The 26,638-nt window shown below is 62.8% G+C and carries 27 protein-coding genes, 1 tRNA gene and 1 riboswitch; of the genes, 16 read left to right on the plus strand and 12 right to left on the minus strand.

Annotation, left to right across the window (positions count from 1 at the left end):
- Window positions 1-140 precede the first annotated feature (140 nt).
- Window positions 141-947, plus strand: a complete 807-nt coding sequence (locus AYK65_RS16140; RefSeq protein WP_026615419.1) for an exodeoxyribonuclease III — start codon at window positions 141-143, stop codon at window positions 945-947.
- A gap of 176 nt (window positions 948-1,123) precedes the next feature.
- On the opposite strand, the gene AYK65_RS16145 is transcribed toward AYK65_RS16140, so the two are convergent.
- Window positions 1,124-1,579 carry a cyclic nucleotide-binding domain-containing protein gene (locus AYK65_RS16145; protein WP_026615418.1) on the minus strand — a complete coding sequence of 152 codons (456 nt, stop codon included), beginning with the start codon at window positions 1,577-1,579 and terminating at the stop codon, window positions 1,124-1,126.
- A gap of 213 nt (window positions 1,580-1,792) precedes the next feature.
- Window positions 1,793-2,476, minus strand: a complete 684-nt coding sequence (locus tag AYK65_RS16150) for a response regulator transcription factor (RefSeq protein WP_026620120.1) — start codon at window positions 2,474-2,476, stop codon at window positions 1,793-1,795.
- A gap of 144 nt (window positions 2,477-2,620) precedes the next feature.
- On the opposite strand from AYK65_RS16150, the gene AYK65_RS16155 reads away from it, so the two are divergent.
- Window positions 2,621-3,169 (plus strand): L,D-transpeptidase family protein, encoded by a 549-nt coding sequence (locus AYK65_RS16155; protein WP_026615416.1) that lies wholly within the window; start codon window positions 2,621-2,623, stop codon window positions 3,167-3,169.
- A 28-nt stretch (window positions 3,170-3,197) separates the two neighbouring features.
- Here AYK65_RS16155 and AYK65_RS16160 read toward each other — a convergent pair whose 3' ends face one another.
- The gene (locus AYK65_RS16160) at window positions 3,198-3,749 is read right to left on the minus strand and encodes a SixA phosphatase family protein (protein ID WP_081158987.1); all 552 of its coding nucleotides are present in this window, start codon (window positions 3,747-3,749) and stop codon (window positions 3,198-3,200) included.
- Window positions 3,750-3,856: 107 nt separating this feature from the next.
- On the minus strand, window positions 3,857-5,266 hold the full coding sequence (leuC, locus tag AYK65_RS16165) for a 3-isopropylmalate dehydratase large subunit (protein WP_046120554.1): 1,410 nt from the start codon (window positions 5,264-5,266) through the stop codon (window positions 3,857-3,859).
- 307 nt (window positions 5,267-5,573) lie between these two features.
- Here leuC and AYK65_RS16170 point away from each other — a divergent pair, with 307 nt between their 5' ends.
- Both AYK65_RS16170 and AYK65_RS16175 read left to right on the plus strand, forming a co-directional pair.
- Window positions 5,574-6,053, plus strand: a complete 480-nt coding sequence (locus AYK65_RS16170; RefSeq protein ID WP_026620124.1) for a MarR family winged helix-turn-helix transcriptional regulator — start codon at window positions 5,574-5,576, stop codon at window positions 6,051-6,053.
- On the plus strand, window positions 6,050-7,288 hold the full coding sequence (locus AYK65_RS16175) for a multidrug effflux MFS transporter (RefSeq protein WP_081158988.1): 1,239 nt from the start codon (window positions 6,050-6,052) through the stop codon (window positions 7,286-7,288). Before AYK65_RS16170 ends, AYK65_RS16175 begins: the two co-directional genes overlap by 4 nt.
- A 64-nt stretch (window positions 7,289-7,352) precedes the next feature.
- On the opposite strand, the gene AYK65_RS16180 is transcribed toward AYK65_RS16175, so the two are convergent.
- A complete protein-coding gene (locus tag AYK65_RS16180) occupies window positions 7,353-8,570 on the minus strand; it encodes an argininosuccinate synthase (protein WP_046120556.1) in 1,218 nt (405 codons plus the stop codon).
- Window positions 8,571-8,740: 170 nt separating this feature from the next.
- Between AYK65_RS16180 and AYK65_RS16185 the strand changes: the two genes are divergently transcribed.
- The 3 genes from AYK65_RS16185 (at window position 8,741) to AYK65_RS16195 (ending at window position 11,752) form a co-directional block, all read left to right on the plus strand.
- A complete protein-coding gene (locus tag AYK65_RS16185) occupies window positions 8,741-9,382 on the plus strand; it encodes a LysE family translocator (RefSeq protein WP_046120557.1) in 642 nt (213 codons plus the stop codon).
- A 95-nt stretch (window positions 9,383-9,477) separates the two neighbouring features.
- Window positions 9,478-9,555, plus strand: a riboswitch (SAM riboswitch).
- 60 nt (window positions 9,556-9,615) lie between these two features.
- On the plus strand, window positions 9,616-10,542 hold the full coding sequence (metA, locus tag AYK65_RS16190) for a homoserine O-acetyltransferase MetA (protein ID WP_026615409.1): 927 nt from the start codon (window positions 9,616-9,618) through the stop codon (window positions 10,540-10,542).
- 193 nt (window positions 10,543-10,735) lie between these two features.
- Window positions 10,736-11,752 (plus strand): aldose epimerase family protein, encoded by a 1,017-nt coding sequence (locus AYK65_RS16195; RefSeq protein WP_081158990.1) that lies wholly within the window; start codon window positions 10,736-10,738, stop codon window positions 11,750-11,752.
- Window positions 11,753-11,902: 150 nt separating this feature from the next.
- On the opposite strand, the gene AYK65_RS16200 is transcribed toward AYK65_RS16195, so the two are convergent.
- Window positions 11,903-11,977 (minus strand) — tRNA-Gly (locus AYK65_RS16200).
- A 302-nt stretch (window positions 11,978-12,279) separates the two neighbouring features.
- Between AYK65_RS16200 and AYK65_RS16205 the strand changes: the two genes are divergently transcribed.
- From AYK65_RS16205 to AYK65_RS16220, 4 genes are all read left to right on the plus strand, one after another.
- The gene (locus tag AYK65_RS16205) at window positions 12,280-12,789 is read left to right on the plus strand and encodes a prolyl-tRNA synthetase associated domain-containing protein (protein ID WP_081159087.1); all 510 of its coding nucleotides are present in this window, start codon (window positions 12,280-12,282) and stop codon (window positions 12,787-12,789) included.
- Window positions 12,790-12,846: 57 nt separating this feature from the next.
- Window positions 12,847-13,824: a thioredoxin gene (gene trxA / locus AYK65_RS16210; RefSeq protein WP_081158991.1), complete on the plus strand. Its 978-nt coding sequence runs from the start codon at window positions 12,847-12,849 to the stop codon at window positions 13,822-13,824.
- Window positions 13,825-14,123: 299 nt separating this feature from the next.
- Complete coding sequence (locus AYK65_RS16215; RefSeq protein WP_026615405.1) at window positions 14,124-14,861, plus strand: Bax inhibitor-1/YccA family protein; 738 nt, start codon at window positions 14,124-14,126, stop codon at window positions 14,859-14,861.
- A gap of 138 nt (window positions 14,862-14,999) precedes the next feature.
- Window positions 15,000-15,557 (plus strand): GNAT family N-acetyltransferase, encoded by a 558-nt coding sequence (locus AYK65_RS16220; protein ID WP_081158993.1) that lies wholly within the window; start codon window positions 15,000-15,002, stop codon window positions 15,555-15,557.
- A gap of 64 nt (window positions 15,558-15,621) precedes the next feature.
- Here AYK65_RS16220 and AYK65_RS16225 read toward each other — a convergent pair whose 3' ends face one another.
- From AYK65_RS16225 to acnA, 3 genes are all read right to left on the minus strand, one after another.
- Window positions 15,622-16,026 (minus strand): DUF2794 domain-containing protein, encoded by a 405-nt coding sequence (locus AYK65_RS16225; protein WP_034885537.1) that lies wholly within the window; start codon window positions 16,024-16,026, stop codon window positions 15,622-15,624.
- 363 nt (window positions 16,027-16,389) lie between these two features.
- A complete protein-coding gene (locus AYK65_RS16230) occupies window positions 16,390-17,163 on the minus strand; it encodes a DUF1223 domain-containing protein (RefSeq protein WP_026615402.1) in 774 nt (257 codons plus the stop codon).
- 246 nt (window positions 17,164-17,409) lie between these two features.
- Entirely contained in the window at window positions 17,410-20,100 is a 2,691-nt protein-coding gene (acnA, locus tag AYK65_RS16235; RefSeq protein ID WP_046120560.1) for an aconitate hydratase AcnA, read from the minus strand.
- Between the two features lie 270 nt (window positions 20,101-20,370).
- Here acnA and ccmA point away from each other — a divergent pair, with 270 nt between their 5' ends.
- The 5 genes from ccmA to AYK65_RS16260 all read left to right on the plus strand — a co-directional run bounded on the left by ccmA (window position 20,371) and on the right by AYK65_RS16260 (window position 23,388).
- Window positions 20,371-20,994, plus strand: a complete 624-nt coding sequence (gene ccmA, locus AYK65_RS16240; protein ID WP_026615400.1) for a heme ABC exporter ATP-binding protein CcmA — start codon at window positions 20,371-20,373, stop codon at window positions 20,992-20,994.
- Window positions 20,991-21,650, plus strand: coding sequence for a heme exporter protein CcmB (gene ccmB, locus AYK65_RS16245; protein ID WP_026615399.1), 660 nt, complete (start codon window positions 20,991-20,993; stop codon window positions 21,648-21,650). Before ccmA ends, ccmB begins: the two co-directional genes overlap by 4 nt.
- A gap of 186 nt (window positions 21,651-21,836) precedes the next feature.
- Window positions 21,837-22,607: a heme ABC transporter permease gene (locus AYK65_RS16250; RefSeq protein WP_081158994.1), complete on the plus strand. Its 771-nt coding sequence runs from the start codon at window positions 21,837-21,839 to the stop codon at window positions 22,605-22,607.
- On the plus strand, window positions 22,604-22,780 hold the full coding sequence (gene ccmD, locus AYK65_RS16255) for a heme exporter protein CcmD (RefSeq protein ID WP_026615397.1): 177 nt from the start codon (window positions 22,604-22,606) through the stop codon (window positions 22,778-22,780). The genes AYK65_RS16250 and ccmD overlap by 4 nt, the downstream gene beginning before the upstream one ends.
- On the plus strand, window positions 22,777-23,388 hold the full coding sequence (locus AYK65_RS16260) for a DsbE family thiol:disulfide interchange protein (RefSeq protein WP_081158996.1): 612 nt from the start codon (window positions 22,777-22,779) through the stop codon (window positions 23,386-23,388). The genes ccmD and AYK65_RS16260 overlap by 4 nt, the downstream gene beginning before the upstream one ends.
- Before the next feature lie 93 nt (window positions 23,389-23,481).
- Here the strand turns inward: AYK65_RS16260 and AYK65_RS16265 are convergent, their stop codons facing one another.
- From AYK65_RS16265 to ftsY, 3 genes are all read right to left on the minus strand, one after another.
- Window positions 23,482-24,072, minus strand: a complete 591-nt coding sequence (locus AYK65_RS16265) for a DUF2585 domain-containing protein (RefSeq protein WP_046120563.1) — start codon at window positions 24,070-24,072, stop codon at window positions 23,482-23,484.
- Window positions 24,069-24,701 (minus strand): septation protein A, encoded by a 633-nt coding sequence (locus AYK65_RS16270; RefSeq protein WP_026620143.1) that lies wholly within the window; start codon window positions 24,699-24,701, stop codon window positions 24,069-24,071. The genes AYK65_RS16265 and AYK65_RS16270 overlap by 4 nt, the downstream gene beginning before the upstream one ends.
- A gap of 156 nt (window positions 24,702-24,857) precedes the next feature.
- Window positions 24,858-26,627, minus strand: coding sequence for a signal recognition particle-docking protein FtsY (ftsY, locus tag AYK65_RS16275; protein WP_081158997.1), 1,770 nt, complete (start codon window positions 26,625-26,627; stop codon window positions 24,858-24,860).
- Window positions 26,628-26,638 lie beyond the last annotated feature (11 nt).

The raw sequence follows: 26,638 nt of genomic DNA on the forward strand, positions 1-26,638 counted from the left end.
CGCGCAAAGGTCGCTGTAGTATAGGCCGCCTCGGGCGGCCTTTTTCATGCTTGTCGATCGGCCCCGACCTGCTTAAAAACGCTCCGCGTTGCCGGACGCGTCACACACCTACCGCCGGCGAATTCCCGGGAGAATGAGGAATGCCTCTTTCCATTGCCACATGGAACATCAACTCCGTCCGCTTGCGCATGCCGCTGGTCGAACATTTATTGCAGACGTGGCAGCCGGACATCCTCTGCCTGCAGGAGACCAAGTGCCCGGACGACCAGTTTCCGTCGGCACCGCTGAGGAAGCTCGGCTACCAATACATCGAGATGCACGGGCAGAAGGGCTATCACGGCGTGGCGACCATCTCGCGCCTGCCGCTCCACGAGTTGACGGACCGCCGCGATTATTGCGGTGTCGGCGATGCACGCCACCTCTCCGTCGTCTTCGAAGCCGCCGGCAAGACGATCCGCCTGCACAATTTCTATGTGCCGGCCGGCGGCGACGAGCCGGACCGGACGATCAATCCTAAGTTCGGCCACAAGCTCGACTTCGTCGACGAGATGAAGCTCCTGCATGCCGAGGCCGAAGCGGGCATCTCGTCGATCCTCGTCGGCGATCTCAACATCGCACCGCTCGAGGACGACGTCTGGTCGCACAAGCAGCTCCTGAAGATCGTCAGCCATACGCCGATCGAAACCGAGGGCCTGATCTCGGTGATGACGGGGGGCGCCTGGGTCGACCTGATGCGACAGCACACGCCGCCGCCGGAAAAGCTCTATACCTGGTGGAGCTATCGGGCGAAGGACTGGACGGCTGCCGACCGCGGCCGCCGGCTCGACCATATCTGGTCCTCGGCCGATCTCGCGTCGAAGCTCCTTCACGTCGAGATCCTCAAGGAAGCGCGCGGCTGGGACCGGCCATCCGACCACGTGCCGGTGATCGCGCATTTCGAGCTTTGAGGTCTGCATAAATTGCCCCTCACCCTAAAGTAGCTCTCTCCGTTTGGTGGGGACCAGTTTTGCCGATCGCTCCTGTTTCCAGAAGCATTGATGAGGCGAGATGGTGTCGCGAGTCCCCTTCGCCCCGCTTGCGGGGAGAAGGTCGCGGCAGCGGGATAAGGGGCAAATACCTGCGCTTACGCAAACCGCCCGGCAAGCGCCTCGACACGGCGGATCATCGCCTGCAGGTTCTCGCGGATGCGGGCTTCGACCATCGCCGTCACTTCCGGATACTCTTCCAGCATCCGGCGAAAGAGCGGACGGTTGATGCGGATCACCTCGCTGTCCTCCTCGGCTGTCGCGGTGAACTTTCGCTCGACCATCGATATCAAGGCGAGTTCGGACAAAAGCGCGCCGCGACCGACGGTCTGGATCTGTCGTTGCAGGCCCTCCGCATCCGCCTTGGAGAGCGCGAAGCTGCCGGCTGCGACCGCATAGGCGCAATCGGCCGGCGCCCCCTCGCGGAAGAGCTCGTGTCCCTTGGCGACGCGGCGCCGTTCGGCCCCGAAGGCGATCAATCTCAGCTTGTCCTCGCCGATATCGGCAAAGAGCGAAACGTTGGACAGGAGCGCGATGTCGTCATTGAGCGCCAAGCGGCCAATCTCCGGTTAGTGCATGTGGCCCAAAACGTGCAGCGGTTTTGGGGCAGGAGCATGCACAAAAGCAAATACCTGCTGCATGTTTCCTTAAATCGGAGCCGATTTAAGGAAACATGCAGCAATTCAAAAGTGCTACAGCGACCTTTGTGCGTCTGAAAAGACGCACGGCGCTGTAGAGCGCATCGCATGAATCCGCTTTGATGCGGCTCAGGGAACGATCTTGTAGCCGCCGTTCTCTGTCACCAAAATCTCCGCATTGGAAGGGTCGCGTTCGATTTTCTGGCGCAGCCGGTAGACATGCGTCTCGAGCGTGTGCGTTGTGACTCCGGAATTGTAGCCCCAGACTTCCTCCAGCAGCACGTCACGGGTGACGACCTTCTGGTCGGCGCGGTAAAGATAGCGGATGATCGCCGCTTCCTTCTCGGTCAGGCGAATCTTTTGGCCGTTCTCCATGGTAAGCAGCTTCTGGCTCGGCTTGAAAGTATAGGGGCCGACGCTGAAGGTCGCATCCTCGCTCTGCTCGTGCTGGCGAAGCTGGGCGCGGATGCGAGCAAGCAGCACCGCGAAGCGGAAGGGCTTGGTCACATAGTCGTTGGCACCGGCCTCGAGGCCGAGGATCGTGTCGGAATCGGTGTCGTGGCCGGTCAGCATGATGATCGGCGCCTTGAATCCGCCCTTGCGCAGGAGCTTCACCGCCTCGCGACCGTCCATGTCCGGCAGGCCGACATCCATGATGAGAAGATCCACCTGGCGGGCGCGTGCGGTATGGATACCTTTGCCGGCAGTCGCCTCCTGCAGGAGATCGAACTCCTCATAGAGGGAAAGCTGCTCTATCAACGTCTCACGCAGATCATTGTCGTCGTCGACAAGGAGAATGGTGCGCGTCGCCATGGGATAGTTCCTGTTTGCTTCCTGATTCAAAACTAGCTCAAATGCCGCTGTTGGCAAGCGCGGCTACGGTTTCAAGGCCGTGATCTGCGCAACCGTGCTTATGATCGCCGCGAGTACACGGCAAAGCAAAAATTTGTGAGAATAATGCGCAAGAAAACGTCGGGAGTAAGATCGAAAAAATCCCTGATCATCGTCAGGACCGCCCCGCGCAACCGAACACGCGCGCTTGTCCGATACGACCACAGAACGGAGCAGGCGGCAATCGGACGAGGCGGCGTCACGGCCTTCAAGCGGGAAGGCGACGGCGCCACACCACGCGCTGCGATGAGACTGATCGGCGGCTACGTGCGCCGCGACCGCGTCTCACTGCCGCCGACGCGCCTGCCCTTGCGGACGACGCGCCCGAACATGCTCTGGTGTGATGCGCCGCGGCACGCCTCATACAACCGTCCCGTCAGAGCGCCTTTTGTCGCCGGCCATGAGAGGATGATGCGGGAGGACGGTCTCTACGACGTGTGCCTCGTCATGGACTGGAACATCTCCACCCGGCGGCGCAACGGCGGCTCTGCGATCTTCTTCCACGTCGTTCGCCCGGGCTATCAGCCGACGGAGGGCTGCATTGCCGTCAGCCTGCCGGCGATGCGGCGACTGATCCGGCAGATGCGTCGCGGAACGATCGTCAAGGTGGTGTAATGCATGCCCGTCGACAGCCCGCCCGCCTTCAGTCCGATTCATCCTCATCGAGCATGCGCGGCGTCACGAACTGAACGAGCCGGCCCGTGCCGGGCGCGATCTCCGACCATTTCTCGACGGTGAAATCCATGACGGCGAGCGCGGCCGTCGGGAACTTCTCCCTGAGACGCGCAAGCGCTTCCGCGTCGCCACCTCCGGCAAGGAGAAGCGCGAGCTCCGCCATACCCGGATTGTGCCCGACGAGCAGGAGCTTCTCCACCGACGGCTCCACCTTGCGGATCACGTCGATCATGGCCCTGGCCGAGACCTCGTAGATAGCGACGGCGTCGCGGACGGGAACGCTGTGCGGCAGCGCTTCGGCGACGAGTTCCCACGTCTCCTGCGCACGCCGGGCGGTCGAGACGAGGGCAAGATCGGGGATCAGCTCCTGCCGCGCCATGAAGGCGCCGATTGCCGGAGCCGCCTTCCGGCCGCGGCCGGCAAGCGGGCGGCGATGATCGGCAACGCCGTCCGGCCAAGCGGATTTGGCGTGGCGGAGCAGCAGGAGTCGGCGCGTCGGAGGGCTTGCGTCGTCAGGCATGGGGCGTTCCTCATCTGTCTGCCGGTCGTTCATTCTCGCACCCTCGCGCGCATAAAAAAAGGCCGCCTCAAAGGGCGGCCTCAGATGCCGGAAAGCTCAAAGCCGGCTTATTTCCACTCGCGGATGTCGACGAAGTGCCCGGCGATCGCCGCAGCACCGGCCATCGCCGGCGAGACGAGATGCGTGCGCCCCTTGAAGCCCTGGCGACCTTCGAAGTTGCGGTTCGAGGTGGAGGCGCAGCGCTCGCCCGGCTTCAGCCGGTCGTCGTTCATCGCCAGGCACATCGAGCAGCCGGGCTCGCGCCAATCGAAGCCCGCTTCCTTGAAGATCTTGTCGAGACCTTCGGCCTCCGCCTGTTCCTTCACGAGGCCGGAGCCCGGCACGATCATCGCCGAGACGGTCGGGGCGACCTTGCGGCCCTCGACGACCTTGGCGACGGCGCGCAGATCCTCGATGCGGCCATTGGTGCAGGAGCCAATGAAGACGCGGTCGATGGCGATATCGGTGATCTTCGTACCGGGCTTCAGGCCCATATAGTCGAGCGCACGCCACTTCGAAGTCCGCTTCGTCTCATCCTGAATGTCGTCCGGATTCGGAACGACGCCCTGAACGGAAACGACGTCTTCCGGCGAGGAGCCCCAGGAGACGATCGGCGGCAGGTTGGCAGCGTCGAGCACGACGACGCGGTCGTAATGCGCTCCTTCGTCAGTGTGCAGCGTCTTCCAGTATTCGAGCGCCATGTCCCAGGCCTTGCCCTTCGGCGCCCGCGGCCGGTCCTTGATATAGGCGAAGGTCGTCTCGTCCGGCGCGATCAGGCCGGCGCGCGCGCCGCCTTCGATCGTCATGTTGCAGACGGTCATGCGGCCTTCCATCGAGAGCGAACGGATCGCCTCGCCGGCGAACTCGATGACGTGGCCGGTGCCGCCGGCGGTGCCGATCTCGCCGATGATGGCAAGGATGATGTCCTTGGCGGTGACGCCCGGCGGCAACTGCCCGTCGACGCGCACCAGCATGTTCTTGGCCTTCTTCTGGATCAGCGTCTGCGTCGCCAGAACATGCTCGACCTCGGAGGTGCCGATGCCGTGAGCGAGCGCGCCGAAGGCGCCGTGCGTTGAAGTATGGCTATCGCCGCAGACGATCGTCATACCCGGCAGAGTGAAGCCCTGCTCCGGGCCCACGATGTGGACGATGCCCTGGCGCTTATCGTTTTCGGAATAGTATTCAACGCCAAAATCGGCGGCATTCCTGGCAAGCGCCTCGACCTGGATACGGCTTTCCTCGTTCTTGATACCGAGGTGGCGATCGGGAGAGGTTGGGACGTTGTGATCGACGACGGCGAGCGTCTTTTCCGGCGCGCGGACCTTGCGGCCGGCCATGCGCAGGCCTTCGAAGGCCTGGGGACTCGTCACCTCGTGCACGAGGTGACGGTCGATGTAGAGAAGACAGGTGCCGTCGTCCTGGCTGTGAACCAGATGATCGTCCCAGATCTTGTCGTAAAGGGTACGGGGTGCGCTCATGGCGATATATCCATCGAATAGTCAGAATAGTGGAAAGAGCCGGCGGCAGCGGCCGGCGAACTGATCGAACGATCAGGATGGGCGGCTGGTGAGCGCCCCTGAGACGCGCGCGAAGAAGCGCGCCGGCAGACGCTTGTGGTCCTGCAGCACGACGATCCTCTGTTCGCGACATCCGAATTTGGATTCCATGGCCGGTGCTCATATCAATTTTTTGACAGCTCGGCAATCAGCGAGATGGCGGCGCCGCGTTGCGCGGCCATGGTGAACATGATAAGAAAACCTTATTATCTTCCCCGTGAACGATCCAATGCCGAGAAAACTCGAATCCGATACCATCGGGATGCTGCTCACCGATGTCTCCCGGCTGCTGCGCGGCGCCTTCGATCGCAAGGTCAACGCGATGGAGCTCGGGATCACGCCCGGCGAGGCGCGCGCGCTGATCCAGGTGGCCGTGACCGAAGGGATCAAGCAGGCTGAGATCGCCACCCGGATGGGCATCGAACCGATGACGCTCTCGGCCTATCTCGATCGTCTCGAAGCGCTGGGGCTCGTCGCGCGCGTCCCGGATCCGGCCGACCGCCGCGCCAAGAATGTCATCGTCACCGACAAGGCCGACCCGCTGCTCGCCGAGTTGATGACGGGCCTGCGCGAAATGATGACGGCCTATACCGACGGTCTGGGGGACGAGGGACGGGAACTGTTGCGCAGCAGCCTCCGCATCCTGCGCGACAATCTTCGCCGGCTCGACCCATGCCTTGCCGGCAAGGAGAAGGGGACGGCGGAATGACCCGGCGCATGAGCGAGCGGCGCACGAGCATCATCGGTGCCTTCCTGGTTGCGCTCGGCCCAGTTTCGATGGCGCTCTACACGCCGGCGATGCCGGAACTCGTCCACGCCTTCGCTTCCAGCGAAGCAGCGATCAAGATGACGCTTTCGCTCTATTTCGGCGGCTTTGCCTTCGCCCAGCTCGTCTCGGGCACGCTCTCGGACGTGATCGGCCGGCGACGGGCGACACTCATCTTCATGGCGATCTATCTCGCCGGCAGCCTGATGGCGGCCTTCGCACCTTCCATCGCGATGCTGCTCGCGGGTCGGCTCGTACAGGGAATCGGCGCCTCCGTCGGCATGACGGTGGCGCGCGCCATCGTGCGCGACCAGTTCACCGGCACCACGGCGGCGCGCATCATGAACATGATCGGCATGATGCTGGCGCTCGGGCCGGCGGTCTCGCCGACGCTCGGCGGCATCGCGCTCGGCCTCTTCGGCTGGCAGTCGATCTTCCTGCTGATGGTCGGCTTCGCGCTGATGGCCTGCTTCATCGTTCAGTTCTTCATGATGGAAACGGTGACGCCGGACCGCAGCAAAGGGCGTGTCGGGCCCATCCTCGCGGCCTATGGCGAGCTGCTGGCGGATGGCCGCTTCCTCTCCTCTACCTTGGTGATCGCCGGAGCCGTCGGCGCGCTCTACGCATGGGCGACAATGCTGCCCTTCGTGCTGATCGGGCAAGTCGGCCTGACGCCGACGGACTTCGGCGTCGGCATGCTCATGCAATCGGGTCTGTTCTTCTCCGGCACGGTAACCGTGCGGCTCCTCATGCGCCGCTTCACGCCGCAGGCGCTCGTGCCTGCCGGCCTCGCGTTCATCGGTGCGGCGAGCCTCGCCCTCGCCTTCACCATGCACACGCTCGAGCCGACCTTCCTCCTGGTGATGGCGCCGATCGGCATCTATGCCTTCGGCATCGCCTTCGTCATGCCCTATATGATGACCGCGGCGATGGCACCCTTCCCGCATATAGCCGGCACTGCATCGGCGGTCATGGGTTTCATCCAGATGAGTGCCGGGCTTCTCGGCGGCGCGCTCGCAGCACTCGTCGGCGCACCGGCGCTGGCGCTCGGAACGATTATCCCGGGCTTCGGCCTTGTCTCCATAGCAAGCTATGTCTGGTATCGAAGGACTGTCCGCCGCAATCCGCTGGCGGTGCCGGCCTCATCGGAGGAGCCGCTTCGCGACGCAGCCGAATAGGTCAGAAGGAAGAGAGCCGCGGCGGATCGCGCCGCCGCGGCTCTCTCAGATCCCCCGTAATGTCTCAGCGGTTGCGCGCCGCAAGCGTGCGAAGGCGCAGCGCGTTGAGCTTGATGAAGCCGGCGGCATCCTTCTGGTCGTAGGCGCCCTGGTCGTCCTCGAATGTGACCAGCTTGTCCGAATAGAGCGACTTCGGGCTTTCGCGGCCGATGGCCATGACATTGCCCTTGTAGAGCTTCAGCGTCACTTCGCCTTCGACATGCTCCTGGCTTTTGTCGATCGCCGCCTGCAGCATCTCGCGTTCCGGCGAGAACCAGAAGCCGTAATAAATGAGCTCCGCATAGCGCGGCATCAGCTCGTCCTTGAGGTGAGCGGCGCCGCGGTCGAGCGTGATGCTCTCGATCGCCCGGTGGGCGGCAAGCAGGATCGTGCCGCCGGGGGTCTCGTAGACGCCGCGCGACTTCATGCCGACGAATCGGTTTTCGACGAGGTCGATGCGGCCAATGCCGTTGTCGCGGCCGTATTCGTTGAGCTTGGCGAGCAGCGTTGCCGGCGACATGCGCACGCCGTTGATCGAGACCGCATCGCCGCGCTCGAAGCCGATCTTGACGACGGTCGCCTGGTCGGGAGCGGCTTCCGGCGAAATCGTGCGCATGTGCACATATTCCGGCGCTTCCTGTGCCGGGTCTTCCAGCACCTTGCCTTCGGACGAGGAGTGCAGGAGGTTGGCGTCAACGGAGAAGGGCGCCTCGCCCTTTTTATCCTTGGCGACGGGGATCTGGTGCTTCTCGGCGAATTCGAGCAGTTCCGTGCGGCTCTTGAACGACCAGTCGCGCCAAGGGGCGATGATCTTGATGTCCGGGTTCAGCGCGTAGGCCGAGAGCTCGAAGCGGACCTGGTCGTTGCCCTTGCCGGTCGCACCATGGGCGATCGCGTCGGCGCCCGTCTTCCTGGCGATGTCGATCAGGTGCTTGGAGATCAGCGGACGGGCGATCGAGGTGCCGAGCAAGTAGACGCCTTCATAGACGGCATTGGCGCGAAACATCGGGAAGACGAAGTCACGCACGAATTCCTCGCGGACGTCCTCGATATAGATCTCCTTGATCCCGAGCATCTCGGCCTTCTTGCGGGCCGGCTCCAGCTCTTCGCCCTGGCCGAGGTCGGCGGTGAAGGTCACGACTTCGGCGCCCAGCTCCGTCTGCAGCCATTTGAGGATGATCGAGGTGTCGAGACCGCCGGAATAGGCGAGAACGACCTTTTTCACGTCTTTGTGCGATGTCATGAGTCTGTCCGTCTGCTCTTCAAGGGCGGGCGAGGCCGCCGTGCAAAATCTGCGGCACTTTAGCCAGAACTTGAAGGGATACAAGCGGAACCAGCGGCATTCAGACGAATCTGCTGGCAAAAGCGGGTAAGCTTCGGTATCAGCAAGGATCAGCCGTCTGAGGAATAGCCATGGATTTCGTCCCGAGCTTGCCGACCCTGCTTGCTTTTGCCGCCGCGAGCCTGCTTCTGGCCGCGACGCCCGGACCCGACATGACGCTTTCGATCAGCCGGGCACTGGCACAGGGCAAGAGAGCGGCGCTGTTCGTCGTGCTCGGCACGTCGCTTGGCATCGTCGTCCATACGCTGCTCGTCGCCTTCGGCATCTCGGCCCTTATCACCGCGTCACCGACCGCCTTCACGGTCTTGAAGACCGGTGGCGCCGCCTATCTCTTCTGGCTGGCGGTCCAGGCGATCCGCCATGGATCCAGTCTGTCCGTGGACAGGGTGGAAGAAGCGAAAGGAACGCCGCTTGCCAACGTCTCGACCGGCTTCTGGGTCAACCTCCTGAACCCGAAGGTCGTGATCTTCTTCATGACCTTCCTGCCGCAATTCGTGACCGCGAACGATCCGGCGGTCACCGGCAAGCTCCTGTTCCTCGGCTTCTTCTTCATCGTCATCGGCATGCCGGTGAACACGATGGTGGTGCTGGCCGCCGATTGGCTGGCGGGATGGCTGCAGCGCAACAAGCGTGTGATGCGGGCGATGGACTACAGCTTCGCCGGCGTCTTCTCCGTCTTCGCGGTGAAGATCTTCTTCACGCAGGCGCGGTGAATTCGGCCACCCAAGCTGGTTAGGGCGGCGCGGGATACCGACCCGTACGACGAAGGATCCTTTTTCGTTGACCGCGCGGCATGCGGCGCGCTATCAAGCATTCTCGTGGTGATTTGGCCGGCCGGCTTGCAGCCACGTTAAAGAAATCGCTAAAGGGCCGAGGAGAACGGATTTCCGAGGACCGGTCGCGATGATCTCGCCGCCGGTTTTTTTGTATTTGATCGAGTGGACCCATGCCCATCAAGATTCCCGATACGCTGCCCGCCTTCGAAACGCTCGTCGACGAGGGTGTGCGGGTGATGACCGAGACCGTGGCGATCCGTCAGGATATCCGCCCGCTTCAGATCGGGCTCTTGAACCTCATGCCGAACAAGATCAAGACCGAGATACAGATGGCGCGGCTGATCGGCGCCACGCCACTGCAGGTCGATCTGACGCTGGTCCGCATCAACGGTCACCGGCCGAAGAACACGCCCGAGGAGCATCTGCTCGCCTTCTACGAGACCTGGGAAGAGGTGAAGGGCCGCAAGTTCGACGGCTTCATCATCACCGGCGCCCCGGTCGAGACTCTCGGCTACGAAGAGGTCACCTATTGGGAGGAGTTGAAGCGCGTCTTCGACTGGACGGCGACGAACGTGCATTCGACGATGAACGTCTGCTGGGGGGCGATGGCGGCGATCTATCATTTCCACGGCGTTCCGAAATATCCGCTGAAGGAGAAGGCCTTCGGCGTCTACCGCCACCAGAACCTAAAGCCCTCTTCAGTCTATCTGAACGGCTTTTCCGACGATTTCGCCGTTCCCGTCTCGCGCTGGACCGAGGTGCGCCGCGCCGATATCGATCGGGTGCCGGCGCTCGAGATCTTGATGGAGTCGAAGGAGATGGGCGTCTGTCTGGTGCACGAGAAGAAGGGCAACCGGCTCTACATGTTCAACCACGTGGAATATGATTCGACCTCGTTGTCAGACGAATATTTCCGCGACGTGGATGCCGGCGTGCCGATCAAGCTGCCGCATGACTATTTCCCGCACAACGATGCCACGCTCCCGCCGCAGAACCGCTGGCGCAGCCATGCGCACCTCTTCTTCGGCAACTGGATCAACGAGATTTACCAGACCACTCCTTACGAGCTGGAGAAAATCGGCACGGGGGAGCGCTGAGCCTTTCGCCCCGCTTGCGGGAAGAGGCTGCGGCAACCGGATGGGGCGCTCTGGGTCGTCCTGACCCAAGGCAACGCGCGGCAGAAAAGCATGACTTTCGGATTGCCGCGCGGTGGGAAATGACGCAGGTTGTCCGCCGATTCCACGACGTTCTGACGCGGGACGCGCTGCGGCCCCGCGAGAGGGGAGACGAATGAGCACCGACACGGAAATCTTCGGCCACCTGCCTTCGGGCGAGCCGGTTCATCGCGTGACGCTCAGGGGCGGCGGCCTGACGGCCAAGGTGATCACCTGGGGCTCGGTCATTCAGGAGCTGCGGCTTGAAGGCCATGTGGCCCCGCTGGTGCTTGGCTTCGAGAATTTCGAGAACTATCCCGCCTATTCCTCCTATTTCGGCGCGACACCCGGCCGCAACGCCAATCGCATCGGCGGCGGGCGCTTCATGCTCGACGGCAAGGCCTATCAGCTCGAACTCAACGAGAACGGCGTCACGCATCTGCACGGCGGCAGCGACAACATCGCCAAGCGCAACTGGACGATCATCGGCCGGACCGACGACAGCATCTGGCTCCGGATCACGGATCCCGACGGCCGCGCCGGCTATCCCGGCAATTGCACGGTCACCTGCACCTATGCGCTGAAGCCCGGCGGCATATTGAACGTCGTCTACGAATCGGTGACCGACGCGCCGACGCTCGCCAATGTCTGCCAGCACAGCTACTTCAATCTCGACGGCGACGCCGATGCCTTCGGCCACGATATCATGATCGCCGCCGACTATTATCTGCCGACGGACGAGCGGCTGATTCCGACCGGCGAAATCCGCCCCGTCGAAGGTACCGCCTTCGACCTGACGGAAATGACGCCCATGCGGCGGCAGCTCGAAGGCGACAAGATCGCCTATGACCACAATTTCTGTCTGTCGCCGGATCGTGTGCCGAAGCGTTCCGTGGCGCTGGTGCGCAGCATCAATTCCGGGGTCTCGCTCGAAGTGCTGACGACCGAGCCCGGCGTGCAGCTCTATACCGGCAGCAAGCTCGACGTGCCGGTCCCCGGCCTCGAAGGCCGCCGCTATGGCCCCTTCGCCGGCTTCTGCCTCGAGACCCAGATCTGGCCCGATGCGGTGAACCACGAAGGTTTCCCAAAGGCAGTGCTGAGGCCGGGGGAAACGCTCCGGCAGGAGACGGACTACGTTTTCATGAAGAGTTGACGGGTCGGCGTAGCCGACGGGCCACGTATGCGCGGGATGCCGGCGGACCGGAGAGGTCCAAGCTGCGCCCGCGCAGAAACGGCCTTTATCTCCAGGAAGACCAGAAGCACGAAACTGCGCTGTCGTTAAGGCTTTGATTTTTTAGAAAACTGGAGCGGGCGAAGGGATTCGAACCCTCGACCCCAACCTTGGCAAGGTTGTGCTCTACCCCTGAGCTACACCCGCTCATCAGCCCCAGGCCCGGGGTAGTCGGTGGACCGTGGGTGGCGCCCCGTGTCGCGGCGACGGGCGCTATATGGCCTAGGCATTTTTCAAATGCAACAGGGAAATGACGCGAATGCGAAGAATTTTTTCGGCTGCGCGTCGAAAGCCTGCAAATGCCGGGCCTGCCCATTGGCATGAGGACAAAGGGTGAGCGCCCCGCCCCAATGCCGCTCCGACGCATGGGAATCGCCGCCCTTGAGATTGCGGAACCGGCCGCTTGCCCGTAAAGCAAGCGAAAGTCTTGGATGGCAGAAAGGATGCGCATGAGCAAGGCACAGCCGAAGACCGCGGAGGACCTGTTCCGCTTTCTCGACGAGCTCGGGATCGAACATAAGACAAAGCGGCATGCGCCGGTCTTTACCGTCGCCGAATCGGTGGCGCTGCGCGACGAGATCCCCGGCGGACACACAAAAAACCTGTTCGTGAAAGACAAAAAGGACAATTATTTCCTTCTGACCGTCGAGGAGAATGCGACGGTGGACCTGAAGACGGTCCATCAGACCATCGGCGCCGCGGGGAAGGTCTCCTTCGGCAAGCCCGAAAAGCTGATGGAATATCTGGGGGTGATCCCCGGTGCCGTCACCGCCTTCGGCGCGATCAACGACACCGAGGGCAAGGTGAAGATCATTCTCGACGAGGCGCTGATGCAGTTCGACACGATCAACTGCCATCCGCTATCGAACGACCAGACGACTTCGATCGCGTCGAAGGACATGCTGCGCTTCATGGAGGCGACCGGGCACGCGCCGCTTGTCTTGAAAGTGACGGCCTGACATACGATCTTTGGCGTGAATGCATGCAGTCGGACGGCAGTCCGCAAGGAGAGAAGAATGAGCGGTAGCGACAATCCCTATCAAGGTTCCTTCGGCAGTCAGATGACGGCATCGGCCTCCTTCGGAGGCGAGCCGGCGGCGAAGACCGCGACGCCGGGCGACTTGATCAAGGAGACGACCACCGCCACCTTCGCCCGCGACGTGCTCGAGGCATCGCGTCAGCAGCCGGTGCTGGTCGATTTCTGGGCACCCTGGTGCGGACCCTGCAAGCAATTGACCCCGGTGATCGAGAAGGTCGTCCGGGAGGCCGCCGGCCGCGTGAAGCTCGTCAAAATGAACATCGACGACCACCCGTCGATTGCGGGCCAGCTCGGCATCCAGTCGATCCCGGCCGTCATCGCCTTCGTAGGCGGACGCCCGGTAGACGGCTTCATGGGCGCAGTGCCCGAAAGCCAGATCAAGCAATTCATCGACCGCGTTGCCGGCCCGGCCGTCGACGGCGGCAAGGCGGAGATCGAGGCCGTGCTTGCCGATGCGAAGGCGCTGCTCGACGCAGGCGATGCGCAGAATGCCGCCGGCCTTTACGGCGCCGTTCTGCAGGCCGAACCGGAAAACGCGGCTGCGATTGCGGGCATGGTCGAATGCATGATCGCACTCGGTGAACTTGCCGAGGCGCGCCAGGCGCTTTCGGGCTTGCCCGAGGCACTCGCCAAGGAGGCGAACATCGGCGCCGTTTCGAAAAAGCTCGACCAGATCGAGGAGGCCCGCAAGCTCGGCGATCCTGCCGCTCTCGAGCGCCAGCTCGCGGTCGATCCGGACGATCATGCAGCAAGGCTGAAGCTCGCCAAGATCCGCAATGTCGAAGGTGACAGGGCGGCGGCCGCCGACCATCTCCTGACGATCATGAAGCGCGACCGCAGCTTCGAAGACGACATCGCCCGGCGCGAGCTCTTGTCGTTCTTCGAGGTGTGGGGTCCGAAGGACCCCGCGACGGTTGCCGCCCGCCGCAAGCTTTCGTCGATCCTTTTCTCGTAACTTGCGAGGCCGCGCCCGCATCAATCGCGACGCGCGTTAGCGCGTTGCTTAACCGTCGCTTAACCGCTGCGAACGTCCAGACGGCACGGGCCGAGCGCGATTAACCGTAAATCACCGTTGTTTTATCGCTCCGCCCCGGGCTTTCGCCGATTCCGAGGGCGTCGGGTCTTGTGCATGGCAGCGTTCGACATCATATTTGTCCACAGGCATGCTGGAGCCCCGCAGCGGCGCCTGGGCAGGAAGGACGGAGGTTCGCCGCCCGACACCGTCACTTCAACCGGGGCTTATATGAGGAAACAATGGCTGATCTGAGAAACTACCAAACCCGAATGTCGCCCGCCGGCGCTCAGGCGGGTGCCGTGATCGACGAAGGCCTTCGCGCATACATGCTGAAGGTCTACAACCTGATGGCTCTCGGCCTCGCGATCACCGGCGTGGCAGCTTACGGAACCTATGCGCTTGCCGCCTCTAATCCGGCATTCGCCCAGCTTATCTACGCTTCGCCCCTGAAATGGGTCGTGATGCTGGCGCCGCTGGCGTTGGTGTTCTTCATGAGCTTCCGCATCAATTCCATGAGCGTTTCCGCCGCCCAGACGACCTTCTGGGTCTACGCGGCGCTGATGGGTCTGTCGCTCTCCTCGATCTTCCTGGTCTTCACCGGCCAGAGCATCGTGCAGACGTTCTTCGTGACGGCCGCCTCGTTCGGCGCCCTTTCGCTCTACGGCTACACGACGAAGAAGGACCTGTCGGGCTTCGGCTCGTTCCTGATCATGGGCCTCTTCGGCCTGATCATCGCGTCGATCGTCAACATCTTCCTGGCCTCCTCGGCGCTTGGCTTCGCGATCTCGGCGATCGGTGTTCTCATCTTCGCCGGCCTGACCGCCTACGACACGCAGAAGCTCAAGGAAATGTATTATGAAGGCGATGACGCGCTAGTCGCCGGGCGCAAGGCCATCATGGGCGCACTGACGCTCTACCTCGACTTCATCAACCTGTTCATGTTCCTGCTGCAGTTCCTTGGCAACAAGAACGAGTAGTGCGGACGGATGACGAAAAAAGGCGGCTTCGGCCGCCTTTTTTTTGCCTCGATTCGATCTTGATCGATCCGGCTCGGCATGTAACGAGATGACGAGAAAGAGGACCTTGCCGAGTCGAAGCAAAAAAAGACGAACTCCATGACTTTCACGCTCCGCGACGCCGTCGCCGCCGATCTTCCCGCCATCACCGAGATCTACCGCGAGTCCGTCCTGAACGGTGTCGCGACCTACGAGGTGACGCCGCCTTCCGAGGCCGAGATGGCACTTCGCTTCTCCACCATCACCGGTAACGGCTATCCCTATGTCGTGGCCGTGGACGAGAGGGGTGGGGTCCTCGGCTATGCCTATGCTTCCGCATTCCGCACCCGGACCGCCTACCGGTTCCTCGTGGAGGATTCCATTTATCTCGCGCCGGACGCACGCGGCAAAGGCATCGGCAGGGCGCTCCTCGAAGAGCTGATCCGGCGCTGCACCGCGCTCGGCTTCCGCCAGATGGTGGCGGTGATCGGTGGTGCGCATCCCTCTTCGATCGCGCTCCACCGGGCGCTCGGGTTCGAGCATCAGGGGCTGATGAAGGCAACCGGTTTCAAGCATGGCCGCTGGCTGGACACGGCCATCATGCAGCGGCCGCTCGGCGAGGGAATGGAGACGGATCCCGTTGAGGGCGTCTATCCGGATACGCTTTATAGGGGCTGATTCGGGCCGGTCCATTGGCCACTCAAGCGTACAGGGGCAATTTTCGAAACAGATCGTTGGTTGGTCAGGTATCGACGAGCTTCAGTACCTTGTCGAAGACCTTGAGCACCTGGGCGAGCTCGTGGCCCCGCTTCAATATGGTGCCATGCGCGTTCAGCACGCTATAGGCCCCTTGCTTGGCGGCAAGTTTCGGATTCTTCTCTATCCGGTAGAGAGGGACTTCCCCGGAGCGCTTGAATACCGAGAAGACCGCCCGGTCCTTCAGGTGGTCGATCGCGTAGTCGCGCCATTCGCCCTCGCCGACCATGCGGCCGTAAAGCCTTAGAATTTGGTCGAGCTCACGGCGATGAAACGTGACTGGAGGGGGATTTTTCGCTCTTTTGTATTCATGAAGATCGACGACCACTTCCGAAGTGGTCTGGCCGTGGTGACGCGCTTCGCCTCCCGGCAAATCCGGTTGATCAGTCATCGGCAGTTCGGCCTTCTGATGTGACAGGACTACGACAGTGTGCCTCACGCGGACCGAAAAGCAAGTCGGAAGCTGTTGACGAATGCCAGCAATTTTTGCCGCTGCCGCAATTCAGTCAAATCGCCGCCCCAATTCGCCGCAACACTCCGTCCGCTGCCGGACAGAGTCGTTGCCACCGTATGTCCGGACAGGCGTCATGCTGCGGGAGATTACGAACGCAAGCATGGCCGGTTCGGTCCGGTAACTTCGAACCCTCAGCCCCAGCCCCTCGATGCTGCCGGGCCGAACCACCCCCCACTTCCAATTCCGCGCAGGCGCTGGTGGAAAGCATAGGGCGAAAAGCCGCGGGCTTTCCTCGTCCGCTTAAAGCTTGCCCTGCGGCCCCGCGAGAAGCGTTGCGGCTCCGATGATGGCTCCAGGCGTTTCCTTGTCCTTCATCGATTGCAGCAATACTGCGCAACCACTATTGCCCTGCCCCTCGATCAGCACCGAGGCCGGCAGTGTGAATTGGGCGGGCTTTCCCTCCCACATGCCGATCGTCTGTATGTCGCGCACCGCGTGCCAATAGGCGAGCTCTTTGCCGCTGTTCTCGCCTTTCTCGACCTTCACCACCCTGGCGCGGTCGAAATAGACGACGACGACATTCGCCCGGCCTTCCCCGGCGCCGATCTTGATCGAGATTTCATCGCCGCCGATCGAGGCGTCGACCGGCACCGAGAGACCCTTGCCTTTGGCGCTCATGCCCGCGAGCCGGTTCCTGATCGCCTGCAGGTCGGAGCCATTCGCATGATCGCGCCCGTTAAGGATCACCTGTGGCGTGTAGACGCCATAGCGGCCGAGCATGCGGGCATAGGCATATTGCCGCTCCGTGTTCTCTTTGGATGCAAGCGTGTCGGCCCAGCCGAGATAGTTCCAGTAGTCGACATGGTAGGCGAGCGCGACGACGTCGTCTTCGTCGATGAGTTTCTTCAGCGCCGCATCCGCCGGCGGGCAGGAGGAACAGCCCTGGCTGGTGAAGAGTTCGACGACACCCTTGACCGTCTTGCCGTCGCCCGCTGCGGCCGCACCACAGATCGCACCAAAAAGCCCGACCGTCAGGACGAGACGTCGGATCGTTGGTTTGCAGGCGGATTTCATGGCGTCACTGTTCTTGTTCGTTATGCGGGCGACCTGTCGGAGCGAGAGCTCCTACATACGACGGCCGGCCTTCAACGCAAAGTCACGTTGGAGTGACCATCCGAAGGCTGGGAAAGGCGGTCGCCATGCAGGTGAGAGGCGGCGCGAGCGTGCCTAGAGTCTTCGTTTCCCACATCCGCATCGCAACGGACATGAAGAAGCCGGGGCATCGTGGATGCCCCGGCTTCTTTGTTCAGCAATCGGTAATCAGGCGGCGAGATCGCGCAGAACCGTCTGCAGGATGCCGCCATTGTTGACGTAGGTGACTTCGTCCAGCGTATCGATGCGGCAGATGAGCGGAACCTCCTTCACCGAGCCGTCGCCATAGGTGATCTTGGCCACGCGCTTCTCGCGCGGCTGGACATTGGTGAGGTTCTCGATGGTCACCACCTCGTCACCCTTGAGACCCAGTGACTCCCAGGTCATGCCTTGCTCGAAGACGAAGGGGATGACGCCCATGCCGACGAGGTTCGAGCGATGAATGCGCTCGAAGGACTGGGCGATCACGGCCTTCACGCCGAGCAGGTTGGTGCCCTTGGCGGCCCAGTCGCGCGAGGACCCGTTGCCGTATTCGACGCCGGCGAAGATGACGAGCGGAACGCCCTCTTCCTTGTACATCATGGCCGCGTCGTAGATCGACATCTCTTCCTTGGAAGGATAGTGGATCGTGTAGCCGCCTTCCTTGCCGTTCGGGCCGAGCATGTGGTTGCGGATGCGGATATTGGCAAAGGTGCCGCGCATCATCACCTCATGGTTGCCGCGACGCGTGCCGTACTGGTTGAAGTCGGCGACGGTGACGCCGTGTTCGAGCAGGTAGCTGCCCGCTGGCGAGGCCGCCTTGATCGAGCCGGCCGGGGAAATATGGTCGGTGGTGATCTTGTCGCCGAAGAGGCCGAGGACGCGGGCGTTCTTGATGTCGGAAATGCCGGTGCCCTTCTTGCCCATGCCGACGAAATAGGGCGGGTTCTGGACATAGGTGGAGGCCTCGTCCCAGGCGTAGGTCTGGCCGGCCGGCACCTGAACCGCCTGCCAGTTGGCGTCGCCCTTGAAGACGTCCGCATACTTCGTCGCGTAGAGCTCACGGGTAACGTATTTGAAGATGAAGTCCTGGATCTCCTGCGAGGTCGGCCAAATGTCCTTCAAATAGACCGGCTGGCCGTTCTGATCTTCGCCGATCGGCTCCTTGGTAAGGTCCTTCTGGACGGAACCGGCGAGCGCATAGGCGACGACGAGCGGCGGCGAGGCGAGGTAGTTCGCCTGGACGTCCGGCGAGATGCGGCCTTCGAAGTTGCGGTTGCCGGAGAGAACGCCGGCGACGATCAGGCCCTTGTCGTTGATCGTCTTGGAGATCTCCGTCGGCAGCGGGCCGGAGTTGCCGATGCAGGTCGTGCAGCCGAAGCCGACCAGGTTGAAGCCGAGCTTGTCGAGATCGGTCTGCAGGCCGGACTTTGCCAGGTATTCGGCAACGACCTGCGATCCGGGCGCCAGCGAGGTCTTGACCCAAGGCTTCGTCTTCAGCCCCTTGGCGACGGCGTTGCGGGCGAGAAGGCCAGCCGCGATCAGCACCGACGGGTTCGAGGTGTTGGTGCAGGAGGTGATCGCCGCGATCGCGACATCACCGTGGCCGACATCGAAATCCGTGCCTTCGACGGCATAACGGTTCTGGAGCTGGCCGGGCTTCTTGTAGTCGTTATCGAGTGCGGTCGCGAAGCCGGAAGCGATGTTCTCGAGCGCGATGCGGCCCTCGGGGCGCTTCGGGCCGGCCATCGACGGCACGACGTCGCCGAGGTCGAGTTCCAGCGTGTCGGTGAAGACGAGCTCGGAGCCGTCGCCTTCGCGCCACATCCCTTGAGCCTTGGAATAGGCCTCGACCAGCGCAATGCGGCTCTCTTCCCGGCCGGACATGGTGAGATAGTTGATCGTTTCGGCATCGACCGGGAAGAAGCCGCAGGTGGCGCCGTATTCCGGACCCATATTGCCGATCGTCGCGCGGTCGGCGAGCGTCATATTGTCGAGGCCGGGGCCGAAAAATTCGACGAACTTCGAGACCACGCCCTTCTTGCGCAGCATCTGCACGACGGTGAGCACGAGGTCGGTCGCGGTCACGCCTTCCTTGAGCTTGCCGGTGAGCTTGAAGCCGATGACTTCCGGCAGGAGCATCGAGACCGGCTGGCCGAGCATCGCCGCTTCCGCTTCGATGCCGCCCACGCCCCAACCGAGAACGCCGAGACCGTTGATCATCGTGGTGTGGCTGTCGGTGCCGACGCAGGTGTCCGGATAGGCGGTGATCTCGCCGTCTTCTTCACGGGTCCAGACGGCCTGGCCGAGATATTCGAGGTTGACCTGATGACAGATACCGGTGCCCGGCGGCACGACGCGGAAGTTCTTGAAGGCCTGCTGGCCCCATTTCAGAAAGCGGTAGCGCTCGCCGTTGCGCTGGTATTCGAGCTCGACGTTGCGGGCAAAGGCGGTCGGCGTGCCGAATTCGTCGACGATCACCGAATGGTCGATGACGAGGTCGACCGGAACGAGCGGGTTGATCTTTTCCGGATCGCCGCCGAGCGAAACCATGGCGTCGCGCATCGCCGCGAGGTCGACGACGGCCGGAACGCCGGTGAAGTCCTGCATCAACACGCGCGCCGGACGGTAGGCGATTTCGTTTTCGGCCGTGCCCTTGTCGCTGAGCCAGGCGGCGACGTTTTCGATGTCCTTCTTGGTGACCGAGCGTCCATCCTCATTGCGCAGCAGGTTCTCCAGCAGAACCTTCATCGAATAGGGAAGCTTCGAGATGCCGGCGAGGCCGTTCGCTTCCGCCTTCGGCAGGCTGTAATAGACATAGTCCACGCCGTTGACTGTGAGCGTGGAGCGACAATTGAAGCTGTCTAGGGATTTGGACACTGGATAATACCCCGTTCCGTCTGATCGCCAAAAGCTGACGTACGAACGCCCGAGCGCCTGTGAGGCGCGAAATGGGATGCGGGTGCGGCCATTTCCGCTGTCCGTACGTGGAATGTCATTCCATGTTCGGCGCTTGGATGAAATTCACGCCGACCGCTGGCGTGTTGGGCGCGTTATAGATAATTTCTCCAAATCGTGCCAGACCAACCAAGGTCCAATCGGAACTTTTTTTGCTCTGCGAAAAGACACCTGAAGGGAAGCTGAAAATTCATGCGCCTGCTGGCTGAAGGTTTGAGTGCGCGGCGCGGCGAGGACCTGATTTTCAACGATATTTCCTTTTCGCTTGCGGCCGGCGAGGCCCTCGTGGTGACGGGTCCGAACGGCTCGGGAAAGTCGACCCTTCTGCGCGTTCTGGCGGGTCTTCTCAGAGCCGAATCGGGCAGGCTCTCGATCGAGAACGGACCTTCGGGTTTTGCCCATCCGCACGAGCTCAGCCACTACCTCGGTCATCGCAATGCGATGAAGCGGGAGCTGACGGTCGAAGAAAATCTTTCCTTCTGGCAGCGCTTTTTGGGCGATTCGCCGGGCGGCTCCGGCATCGACCTCTCAGCCGCCGCAGAGGCCGTCGGTCTAGCCGGTATCGCCCAACTGCCCTTCGGCTATCTTTCGGCCGGCCAGCAGCGGCGCATGGCAATGGCGAAGCTGCTTGTCGCCTACCGGCCGATCTGGCTCCTCGATGAGCCGACGGCGGCGCTCGATGTCAGCGCCGACCGGCTCTTTGCCGGGCTGGTCGCCGCCCATCTCGATCACGGCGGCATCGTCATTGCCGCCACCCACCAGCCGCTGGGGATCGCGCAGCCGAAGACATTGCAGATGAAGGGGTTCACGCATTGATCGCCCTCTTCTTCCGGGACCTGAAGCTTTCGGTGCGCGCCGGCGGCGGCGCGATGATCGGCGTGCTGTTTTTCATGACGGTCGTCGCCGTTATTCCGTTCGGCGTTGGGCCGGATCTGAACCTGCTCGCGCGCATCGGCCCGGCCATCCTCTGGATCGGCGCGCTGCTTGCCTCGCTCCTGGGACTCGACCGGCTCTTCCAGGCGGAGCGCGAGGACGGCTCGCTCGATCTCCTGCTAATGCAGGAGACGCCGCTCGTTCTGACGGTCTTCGTCAAATGCGCCGCCCATTGGGCCGCCACCGGCCTGCCGCTGGTGGTAGCCTCCCCCTTTCTCGGTCTCTTCATGAACATGAACGAGCTCGCCATCGGCGCGACCATGCTCACCCTTCTTGCTGGAGCGCCGGCGATCACCTTCATCGGCGCCGTCGGCGCAGCGGTCGCCGTGGCGCTGCCGCGCGGCGGCCTGCTCGTCTCGATCCTCGTGCTGCCGCTCGCGATACCGGTGCTGATCTTCGGCGTCAGCGCGACTTACGCTGCGGTCGAAGATCCCGCCCCCTTTTTGCCGCCTTTCATGATCTTATTGGCGATAACCCTGTTCTTCGCGGTGATCGGACCGGTTGCGGCGGCTGCGGCGCTCAAGCATTCGGCCGATTGACGGCAGGAGGCAAACCGGCCGAACCAACGCAAACTTGATTGGCCACTGCATAATTCCTTAGATCGGCTTCGATCTGAGGATAAGATTATGCAGAAGTCCAAGTGCTGCAGCGACTTTGCGCGTCTAAAGGACGCGCGGCGCTGTAGGTCGATTGCGGAAGGGGTCCTTCCGCGTTAAAGAGCCGTCATGAGCGAAAACAGCCTCGCCATTCGCAAATTCAGCGATCTCGCCAATCCGACCCGGTTTCTGGCGCTCGCTGACCGCATCCTGCCTTGGCTTGCGGCTCTCGCGGCGCTGTTCTTCGCTGCCGGACTGTGGCTCTCCTTCACGACCGAGGGCGATTACCAGCAGGGCGAGACGGTGCGTATCATGTATGTGCATGTGCCTTCCGCCTGGCTGTCGATGATGTGTTATACGGTGATGGCGATTTCGGCGCTCGGGACACTCGTCTGGCGCCATCCGCTCGCCGATGTGTCGGCCAAGTCGGCGGCACCGATCGGCGCCTCCTTCACCTTCCTGGCGCTCGTCACCGGCTCGTTCTGGGGTAAGCCGATGTGGGGCACCTGGTGGGTATGGGACGCGCGGCTGACCTCCGTCTTCGTGCTTTTCCTCATGTATCTGGGGCTGATCGCGCTCAACCGCGCGATGGAGGATCCTGCCCGCTCGGCCCGCGTCTCGGCGGTGCTGATTCTCGTCGGCTTCGTCAACATCCCGATCATCAAATTCTCGGTCGAATGGTGGAACACGCTGCATCAGCCGGCAAGCGTGATGCGCCTCGATGGGCCGACGATCGATCCGGAATTCCTGCGGCCGCTTCTGGTCATGGCGGTTGCCTTCACCCTCCTGTTCTTCACCCTCCATATCGCCGCCATGCGCAACGAGATCTGGCGCCGCCGGGTAACGTCGCTCCGGCGCCAGGCGGCCCGCCATGCCGGCCGGGAGACCTTGGCGCCATGATGAGCCATGCAGCCTATGTCATCGCGAGCTATGCAGTCGCCGCGGTAACCGTTGCGGCGCTCGTCGCCTGGGTTGTCGGTGACGGCCGAGCCCGTCAGCGGGAGCTAAGGGCACTCGAAGCCGCCGGCATTCGCCGCCGTTCGGCGGAGGCGCCGAGCGGAGAAGGCAAATGACGAGCACGCAGGCGCCGCAACCGGACGAGCGCAAGCCCGGCGCTTTGCGCTATCTGCTGGCGGCCCTGCCGCTTTTGATCTTCGCGGCTCTAGCGCTCATCTTCTGGAGCCAGTTGAATTCCGGCAGGGACGTCAGCGAAATCCCCTCGGCGCTGATCGGCACCAAGGCGCCGAAGCTCGATCTGCCACCGCTCGAGGGCGCCGTGACACCGGCCGGTCAGCCTATGCCGGCACTCACCGATGCGGCCGTCAAGGGCAAGCTCACCCTCGTCAACGTCTGGGCCTCCTGGTGCGTGCCCTGCCGTCAGGAGCATCCGATCATCCTTGAATTGTCGAAGGACCCGCGTCTCACCGTCGTCGGCATCAACTACAAGGACCGCAACGACAATGCGCTGAGATTCCTCGGCGAACTCGGCAACCCGTTCTCGGCGATCGGCGTCGATCCGAACGGCAAGGCGGCGATCGACTGGGGCGTCTACGGCATTCCCGAATCCTATCTCGTCGGCGCCGACGGCACGATCCTCTACAAGCGCGTGGGTCCCTTCGACGAGAAGAGCCTCAAAGAAGCACTGATGCCGGCAATCGAGAAGGCGCTTGCGGCGTCGTAGAAGGTTTGCCCCTCATCCGGCCTGCCGGCCACCTTCTCCCGCACGCGGGGCGAAGGTCGCGGCAGCGGATAAAGGGGGCATATTCTCGAGCTATTAGACTCCCGCCTGCCACGCCTTCACCACATCGAGCGGCCAGACGAGCATCAGCACGTTGAGCGTCAAGTTGTCCCGGATGATCCAGCCGGTGAAGAGTTCGAGGACGATCGCGATCGCGACCGTCAGTGCCACGGGCAGACGCGAGGCGATGAGGAAACCTGCCGCCATGGCGAGCGTGTCCATGGTCGAATTCAGGATGCTGTCGCCGAAATAGTCGAGCGAGATCGTCGCGGAACGGTAGCGGTTGATCACCATCGGCGTGTTCTCGGCGATCTCCCAGGCGGATTCGACGACGGTCGCGAGCAGCAGCCGCGCGCTTAAGGGTCTGCCGCGCATGAGAAGATGGCCGAGACCGTAGAAGAGAAAGCCGTGAATGATGTGGGACGGCGTGTACCAGTCGGCGATGTGCTGAGAGTTGCCGCTGGAATTCACCACGCCTTCCCAGAATTTGACGTAGCCGCATTCGCAGATCCACAGCCTTCCCATGAGATGCTGCCCCAGAATCTGAGCGGCAAGCACGGCGAGGCAGGCGATGAGCCAGCTCCAGGCGCGCTGTCTTTGATCGTCGGTTCCGGCGGCGATCGTCACTCGGCGCTATCCTGCTCGAGCGAGTGCTTCATGATCAGCGGCATCTGGGCGAGGGTGAAGAGGATGGTGATCGGCATCGTGCCCCAGACCTTGAAGGCGACCCAGAAGTCGGTGGAGAACGAGCGCCAGACGATTTCATTCAGGACGGCAAGAAACAGGAAGAACACGCCCCAGCGGATCGTGAGCTTTCGCCAGCCGTCGTCGTCGAGCCTGAAGGCGGCGTGAAAGACATAGCCGAGCAGCGATTTGCCGAAGACGAGCCCACCGAGCAGGATCGCTCCGAAGAGCGTGTTGACGATGGTCGGCTTCATTTTGATGAAGGTGTCGTTCTGCAGCCAGAGCGTCAACGCGCCGAAGACGAAGACGACGATGCCGGAGACGAGCGGCATCATCGGTAGCGTGCGCGTCATGATCCAGGAGGCAATGAGCGCCGCCGCCGTCGCCGCCATGAAGAGGCCGGTGGCGATGAAGATTGGCCCGCCGAGCTCGGCAAGCGCGGGAAAGCGGCTTGCAAGCCAATCGCCGCGGGAATTCGCGAAGAAGAAAACCATGAGCGGCCCGAGCTCCAGCAGAAGCTTCAGGAGCGGGCTTACCTCTGTCCGCGGTTTCGTGGCCTCGATTGTCGACATCTGCCGATCCTGTTCCGTCATCTCTTCTGTCGCGCCTCGTGCGGGGCGCGGGCGGAAACCTGCCTCGCCCCTCTTTGCCCGCTCCGTCCGCTCATAACACCAGCATTGCGGCAAAACCATATCAACGCCGCAGCTTCAGTAAAGCTCATGCGTGCGTCACGACGCCCCAAGGCCGGCGATCGCTTCGGCGAAATCCTTCGCCTCAAACGGCTCGAGATCGTCTATGCCCTCGCCGACGCCGATGAAATAGACCGGCAGCTTGTGCTTGGCGGAGATCGCGACGAGGATGCCCCCGCGCGCCGTACCGTCGAGCTTGGTCATAATTAGGCCGCTGACGCCGGCGACATTGCGGAAGATCTCGACCTGCTGCAGCGCATTCTGCCCGGTCGTCGCGTCAAGCGTCTGCAGCACCGTATGCGGCGCGTCCGGATCGAGCTTGCCGAGAACGCGCACGATCTTTTCGAGCTCCGCCATCAGTTTGGCCTTGTTTTGCAGCCGCCCGGCGGTATCGATGATCAGCACGTCGGATTTCTTCTCGCGGGCGAGCTGGAACGCCTCATAGGCGAGGCCGGCCGCATCGGCGCCGAGCTTCGACGCCACGATGTCGGATTTCGTCCGTTCAGCCCAGATCTTCAATTGCTCGATCGCCGCGGCGCGGAAGGTATCGCCCGCCGCCAGCATCACCTTCAGGCCGGCTCCGGAGAGCTTGGCGGCGAGCTTGCCGATCGTCGTGGTCTTGCCCGTGCCGTTGACGCCAACGACGAGGATAACGTGCGGTTTATGGCTGAGATCAAGCTCAAGCGGTTTGGCGACCGGTGCCAACACCTTGGTGATCTCGCCGGCCATGATGCGCGAGACGTCCTCGCCCGTGACGTCCTTGCCGTAGCGCTCGGAGGAGAGCGTATCGGTGATGCGCATTGCCGTTTCGACGCCGAGGTCAGCCTGGATCAACAGGTCCTCGAGATCCTGCAGCGTCGCCTCGTCGAGCTTCTTCTTGGTGAACAGGCTGGCGATCTGGCCGGTGAGTTGCGAGGAGGTGCGCGAAAGGCCGCGGCGAAGCCGCTGGTACCAGTTGAGCTTCGCCTGCGGGCCGGATGCCTCTTCCTTCGGGCGCCGGTCGGCGGCCGCGAAGCCCTTGGGGAGGTTGGCTGCGGGAGTGGCTGCGAGGTCACCCGGCGTCTCTGCTCCATCTGCCCTGCCGGGCATCTCCCCCACAAGGGGGGAGAGAATTGGGGCGCTCTCTTTGCCCGTTTCGACGCTTTCGGCCGCGCCGACATCGGCGCGTGCTTCAGGGCCTTCGTGTGTGGCCTCGGTCTCCGGTGCGGCTAGCTTGGGAGCGTCTTGCGTGATTGCATCTGGCGAGGCGGCGCGCTCCTCCGCGCCCGCCTTTGCGTCTCCGGCAGCGGTCCAGTTCTCCTCTGCGATTGCCTCGGTGTCCCCCTGTTCTCCCCCCCTGTGGGGGAGATGTCCCGAAGGGACAGAAGGGGGTGGCGGCGCCTCACCGACAAGCGCGGAGTGCTCGGAAGCGGCCTCCCCCCCCTCTGCCCTGCCCGGCATCTCCCCCACAGGGGGGGAGATCGGAAGCGGCGCGCTCTCGTCCTCAACCGCAGCGTTTTCACCTGCGGCGGGACCGGTGCTTTCCGCGGCCTCGTCGCTCTTGGCTTCGACCTCTAGTGCGCTGGGTTCGGGCGAGACAGCACGATCGTCGTCGCTGACCTTTGCCTCCTCGATGGCTGTCCGGTTGTCCTCAGCGGCCGCCGCGGTCTCCCCCTGCTCTCCCCCCTCGTGGGGGAGATGTCCCGCAGGGACAGAGGGGGGTATTGCTACATCCGCCGCCGCACCCGAAGTCTCCTGCGGCGGCACGGGCTTCTCCTCGACGGCGTCCTTGCCGAAGGAGAAGATCTTCTTGATGAAACCAATCGCCATGGGAATGTCCG

The organism is Ensifer aridi (genome assembly GCF_002078505.1).
GTDB classification, from domain to species: Bacteria; Pseudomonadota; Alphaproteobacteria; order Rhizobiales; family Rhizobiaceae; genus Sinorhizobium; species Sinorhizobium aridi.

Bases quoted from the DNA above. Each gene is read 5' to 3' on its own strand.
- AYK65_RS16205 (WP_081159087.1), top strand. From the start codon at position 12,280: ATGAGCAAGGCACAGCCGAAGACCGCGGAGGACCTGTTCCGCTTTCTC.
- AYK65_RS16185 (WP_046120557.1), top strand. From the start codon at position 8,741: ATGGATTTCGTCCCGAGCTTGCCGACCCTGCTTGCTTTTGCCGCCGCG.
- AYK65_RS16170 (WP_026620124.1), top strand. From the start codon at position 5,574: ATGCCGAGAAAACTCGAATCCGATACCATCGGGATGCTGCTCACCGAT.
- AYK65_RS16155 (WP_026615416.1), top strand. From the start codon at position 2,621: ATGCGCAAGAAAACGTCGGGAGTAAGATCGAAAAAATCCCTGATCATC.
- AYK65_RS16270 (WP_026620143.1), bottom strand. From the start codon at position 24,701: ATGTCGACAATCGAGGCCACGAAACCGCGGACAGAGGTAAGCCCGCTC.
- ccmA (WP_026615400.1), top strand. From the start codon at position 20,371: ATGCGCCTGCTGGCTGAAGGTTTGAGTGCGCGGCGCGGCGAGGACCTG.
- AYK65_RS16230 (WP_026615402.1), bottom strand. From the start codon at position 17,163: ATGAAATCCGCCTGCAAACCAACGATCCGACGTCTCGTCCTGACGGTC.
- trxA (WP_081158991.1), top strand. From the start codon at position 12,847: ATGAGCGGTAGCGACAATCCCTATCAAGGTTCCTTCGGCAGTCAGATG.
- ftsY (WP_081158997.1), bottom strand. From the start codon at position 26,627: ATGGCGATTGGTTTCATCAAGAAGATCTTCTCCTTCGGCAAGGACGCC.
- AYK65_RS16260 (WP_081158996.1), top strand. From the start codon at position 22,777: ATGACGAGCACGCAGGCGCCGCAACCGGACGAGCGCAAGCCCGGCGCT.
- metA (WP_026615409.1), top strand. From the start codon at position 9,616: ATGCCCATCAAGATTCCCGATACGCTGCCCGCCTTCGAAACGCTCGTC.
- leuC (WP_046120554.1), bottom strand. From the start codon at position 5,266: ATGAGCGCACCCCGTACCCTTTACGACAAGATCTGGGACGATCATCTG.
- AYK65_RS16215 (WP_026615405.1), top strand. From the start codon at position 14,124: ATGGCTGATCTGAGAAACTACCAAACCCGAATGTCGCCCGCCGGCGCT.
- AYK65_RS16160 (WP_081158987.1), bottom strand. From the start codon at position 3,749: ATGCCTGACGACGCAAGCCCTCCGACGCGCCGACTCCTGCTGCTCCGC.
- AYK65_RS16150 (WP_026620120.1), bottom strand. From the start codon at position 2,476: ATGGCGACGCGCACCATTCTCCTTGTCGACGACGACAATGATCTGCGT.
- ccmD (WP_026615397.1), top strand. From the start codon at position 22,604: ATGATGAGCCATGCAGCCTATGTCATCGCGAGCTATGCAGTCGCCGCG.
- AYK65_RS16250 (WP_081158994.1), top strand. From the start codon at position 21,837: ATGAGCGAAAACAGCCTCGCCATTCGCAAATTCAGCGATCTCGCCAAT.
- AYK65_RS16220 (WP_081158993.1), top strand. From the start codon at position 15,000: ATGACTTTCACGCTCCGCGACGCCGTCGCCGCCGATCTTCCCGCCATC.
- AYK65_RS16195 (WP_081158990.1), top strand. From the start codon at position 10,736: ATGAGCACCGACACGGAAATCTTCGGCCACCTGCCTTCGGGCGAGCCG.
- AYK65_RS16140 (WP_026615419.1), top strand. From the start codon at position 141: ATGCCTCTTTCCATTGCCACATGGAACATCAACTCCGTCCGCTTGCGC.
- AYK65_RS16180 (WP_046120556.1), bottom strand. From the start codon at position 8,570: ATGACATCGCACAAAGACGTGAAAAAGGTCGTTCTCGCCTATTCCGGC.
- AYK65_RS16175 (WP_081158988.1), top strand. From the start codon at position 6,050: ATGACCCGGCGCATGAGCGAGCGGCGCACGAGCATCATCGGTGCCTTC.
- AYK65_RS16225 (WP_034885537.1), bottom strand. From the start codon at position 16,026: ATGACTGATCAACCGGATTTGCCGGGAGGCGAAGCGCGTCACCACGGC.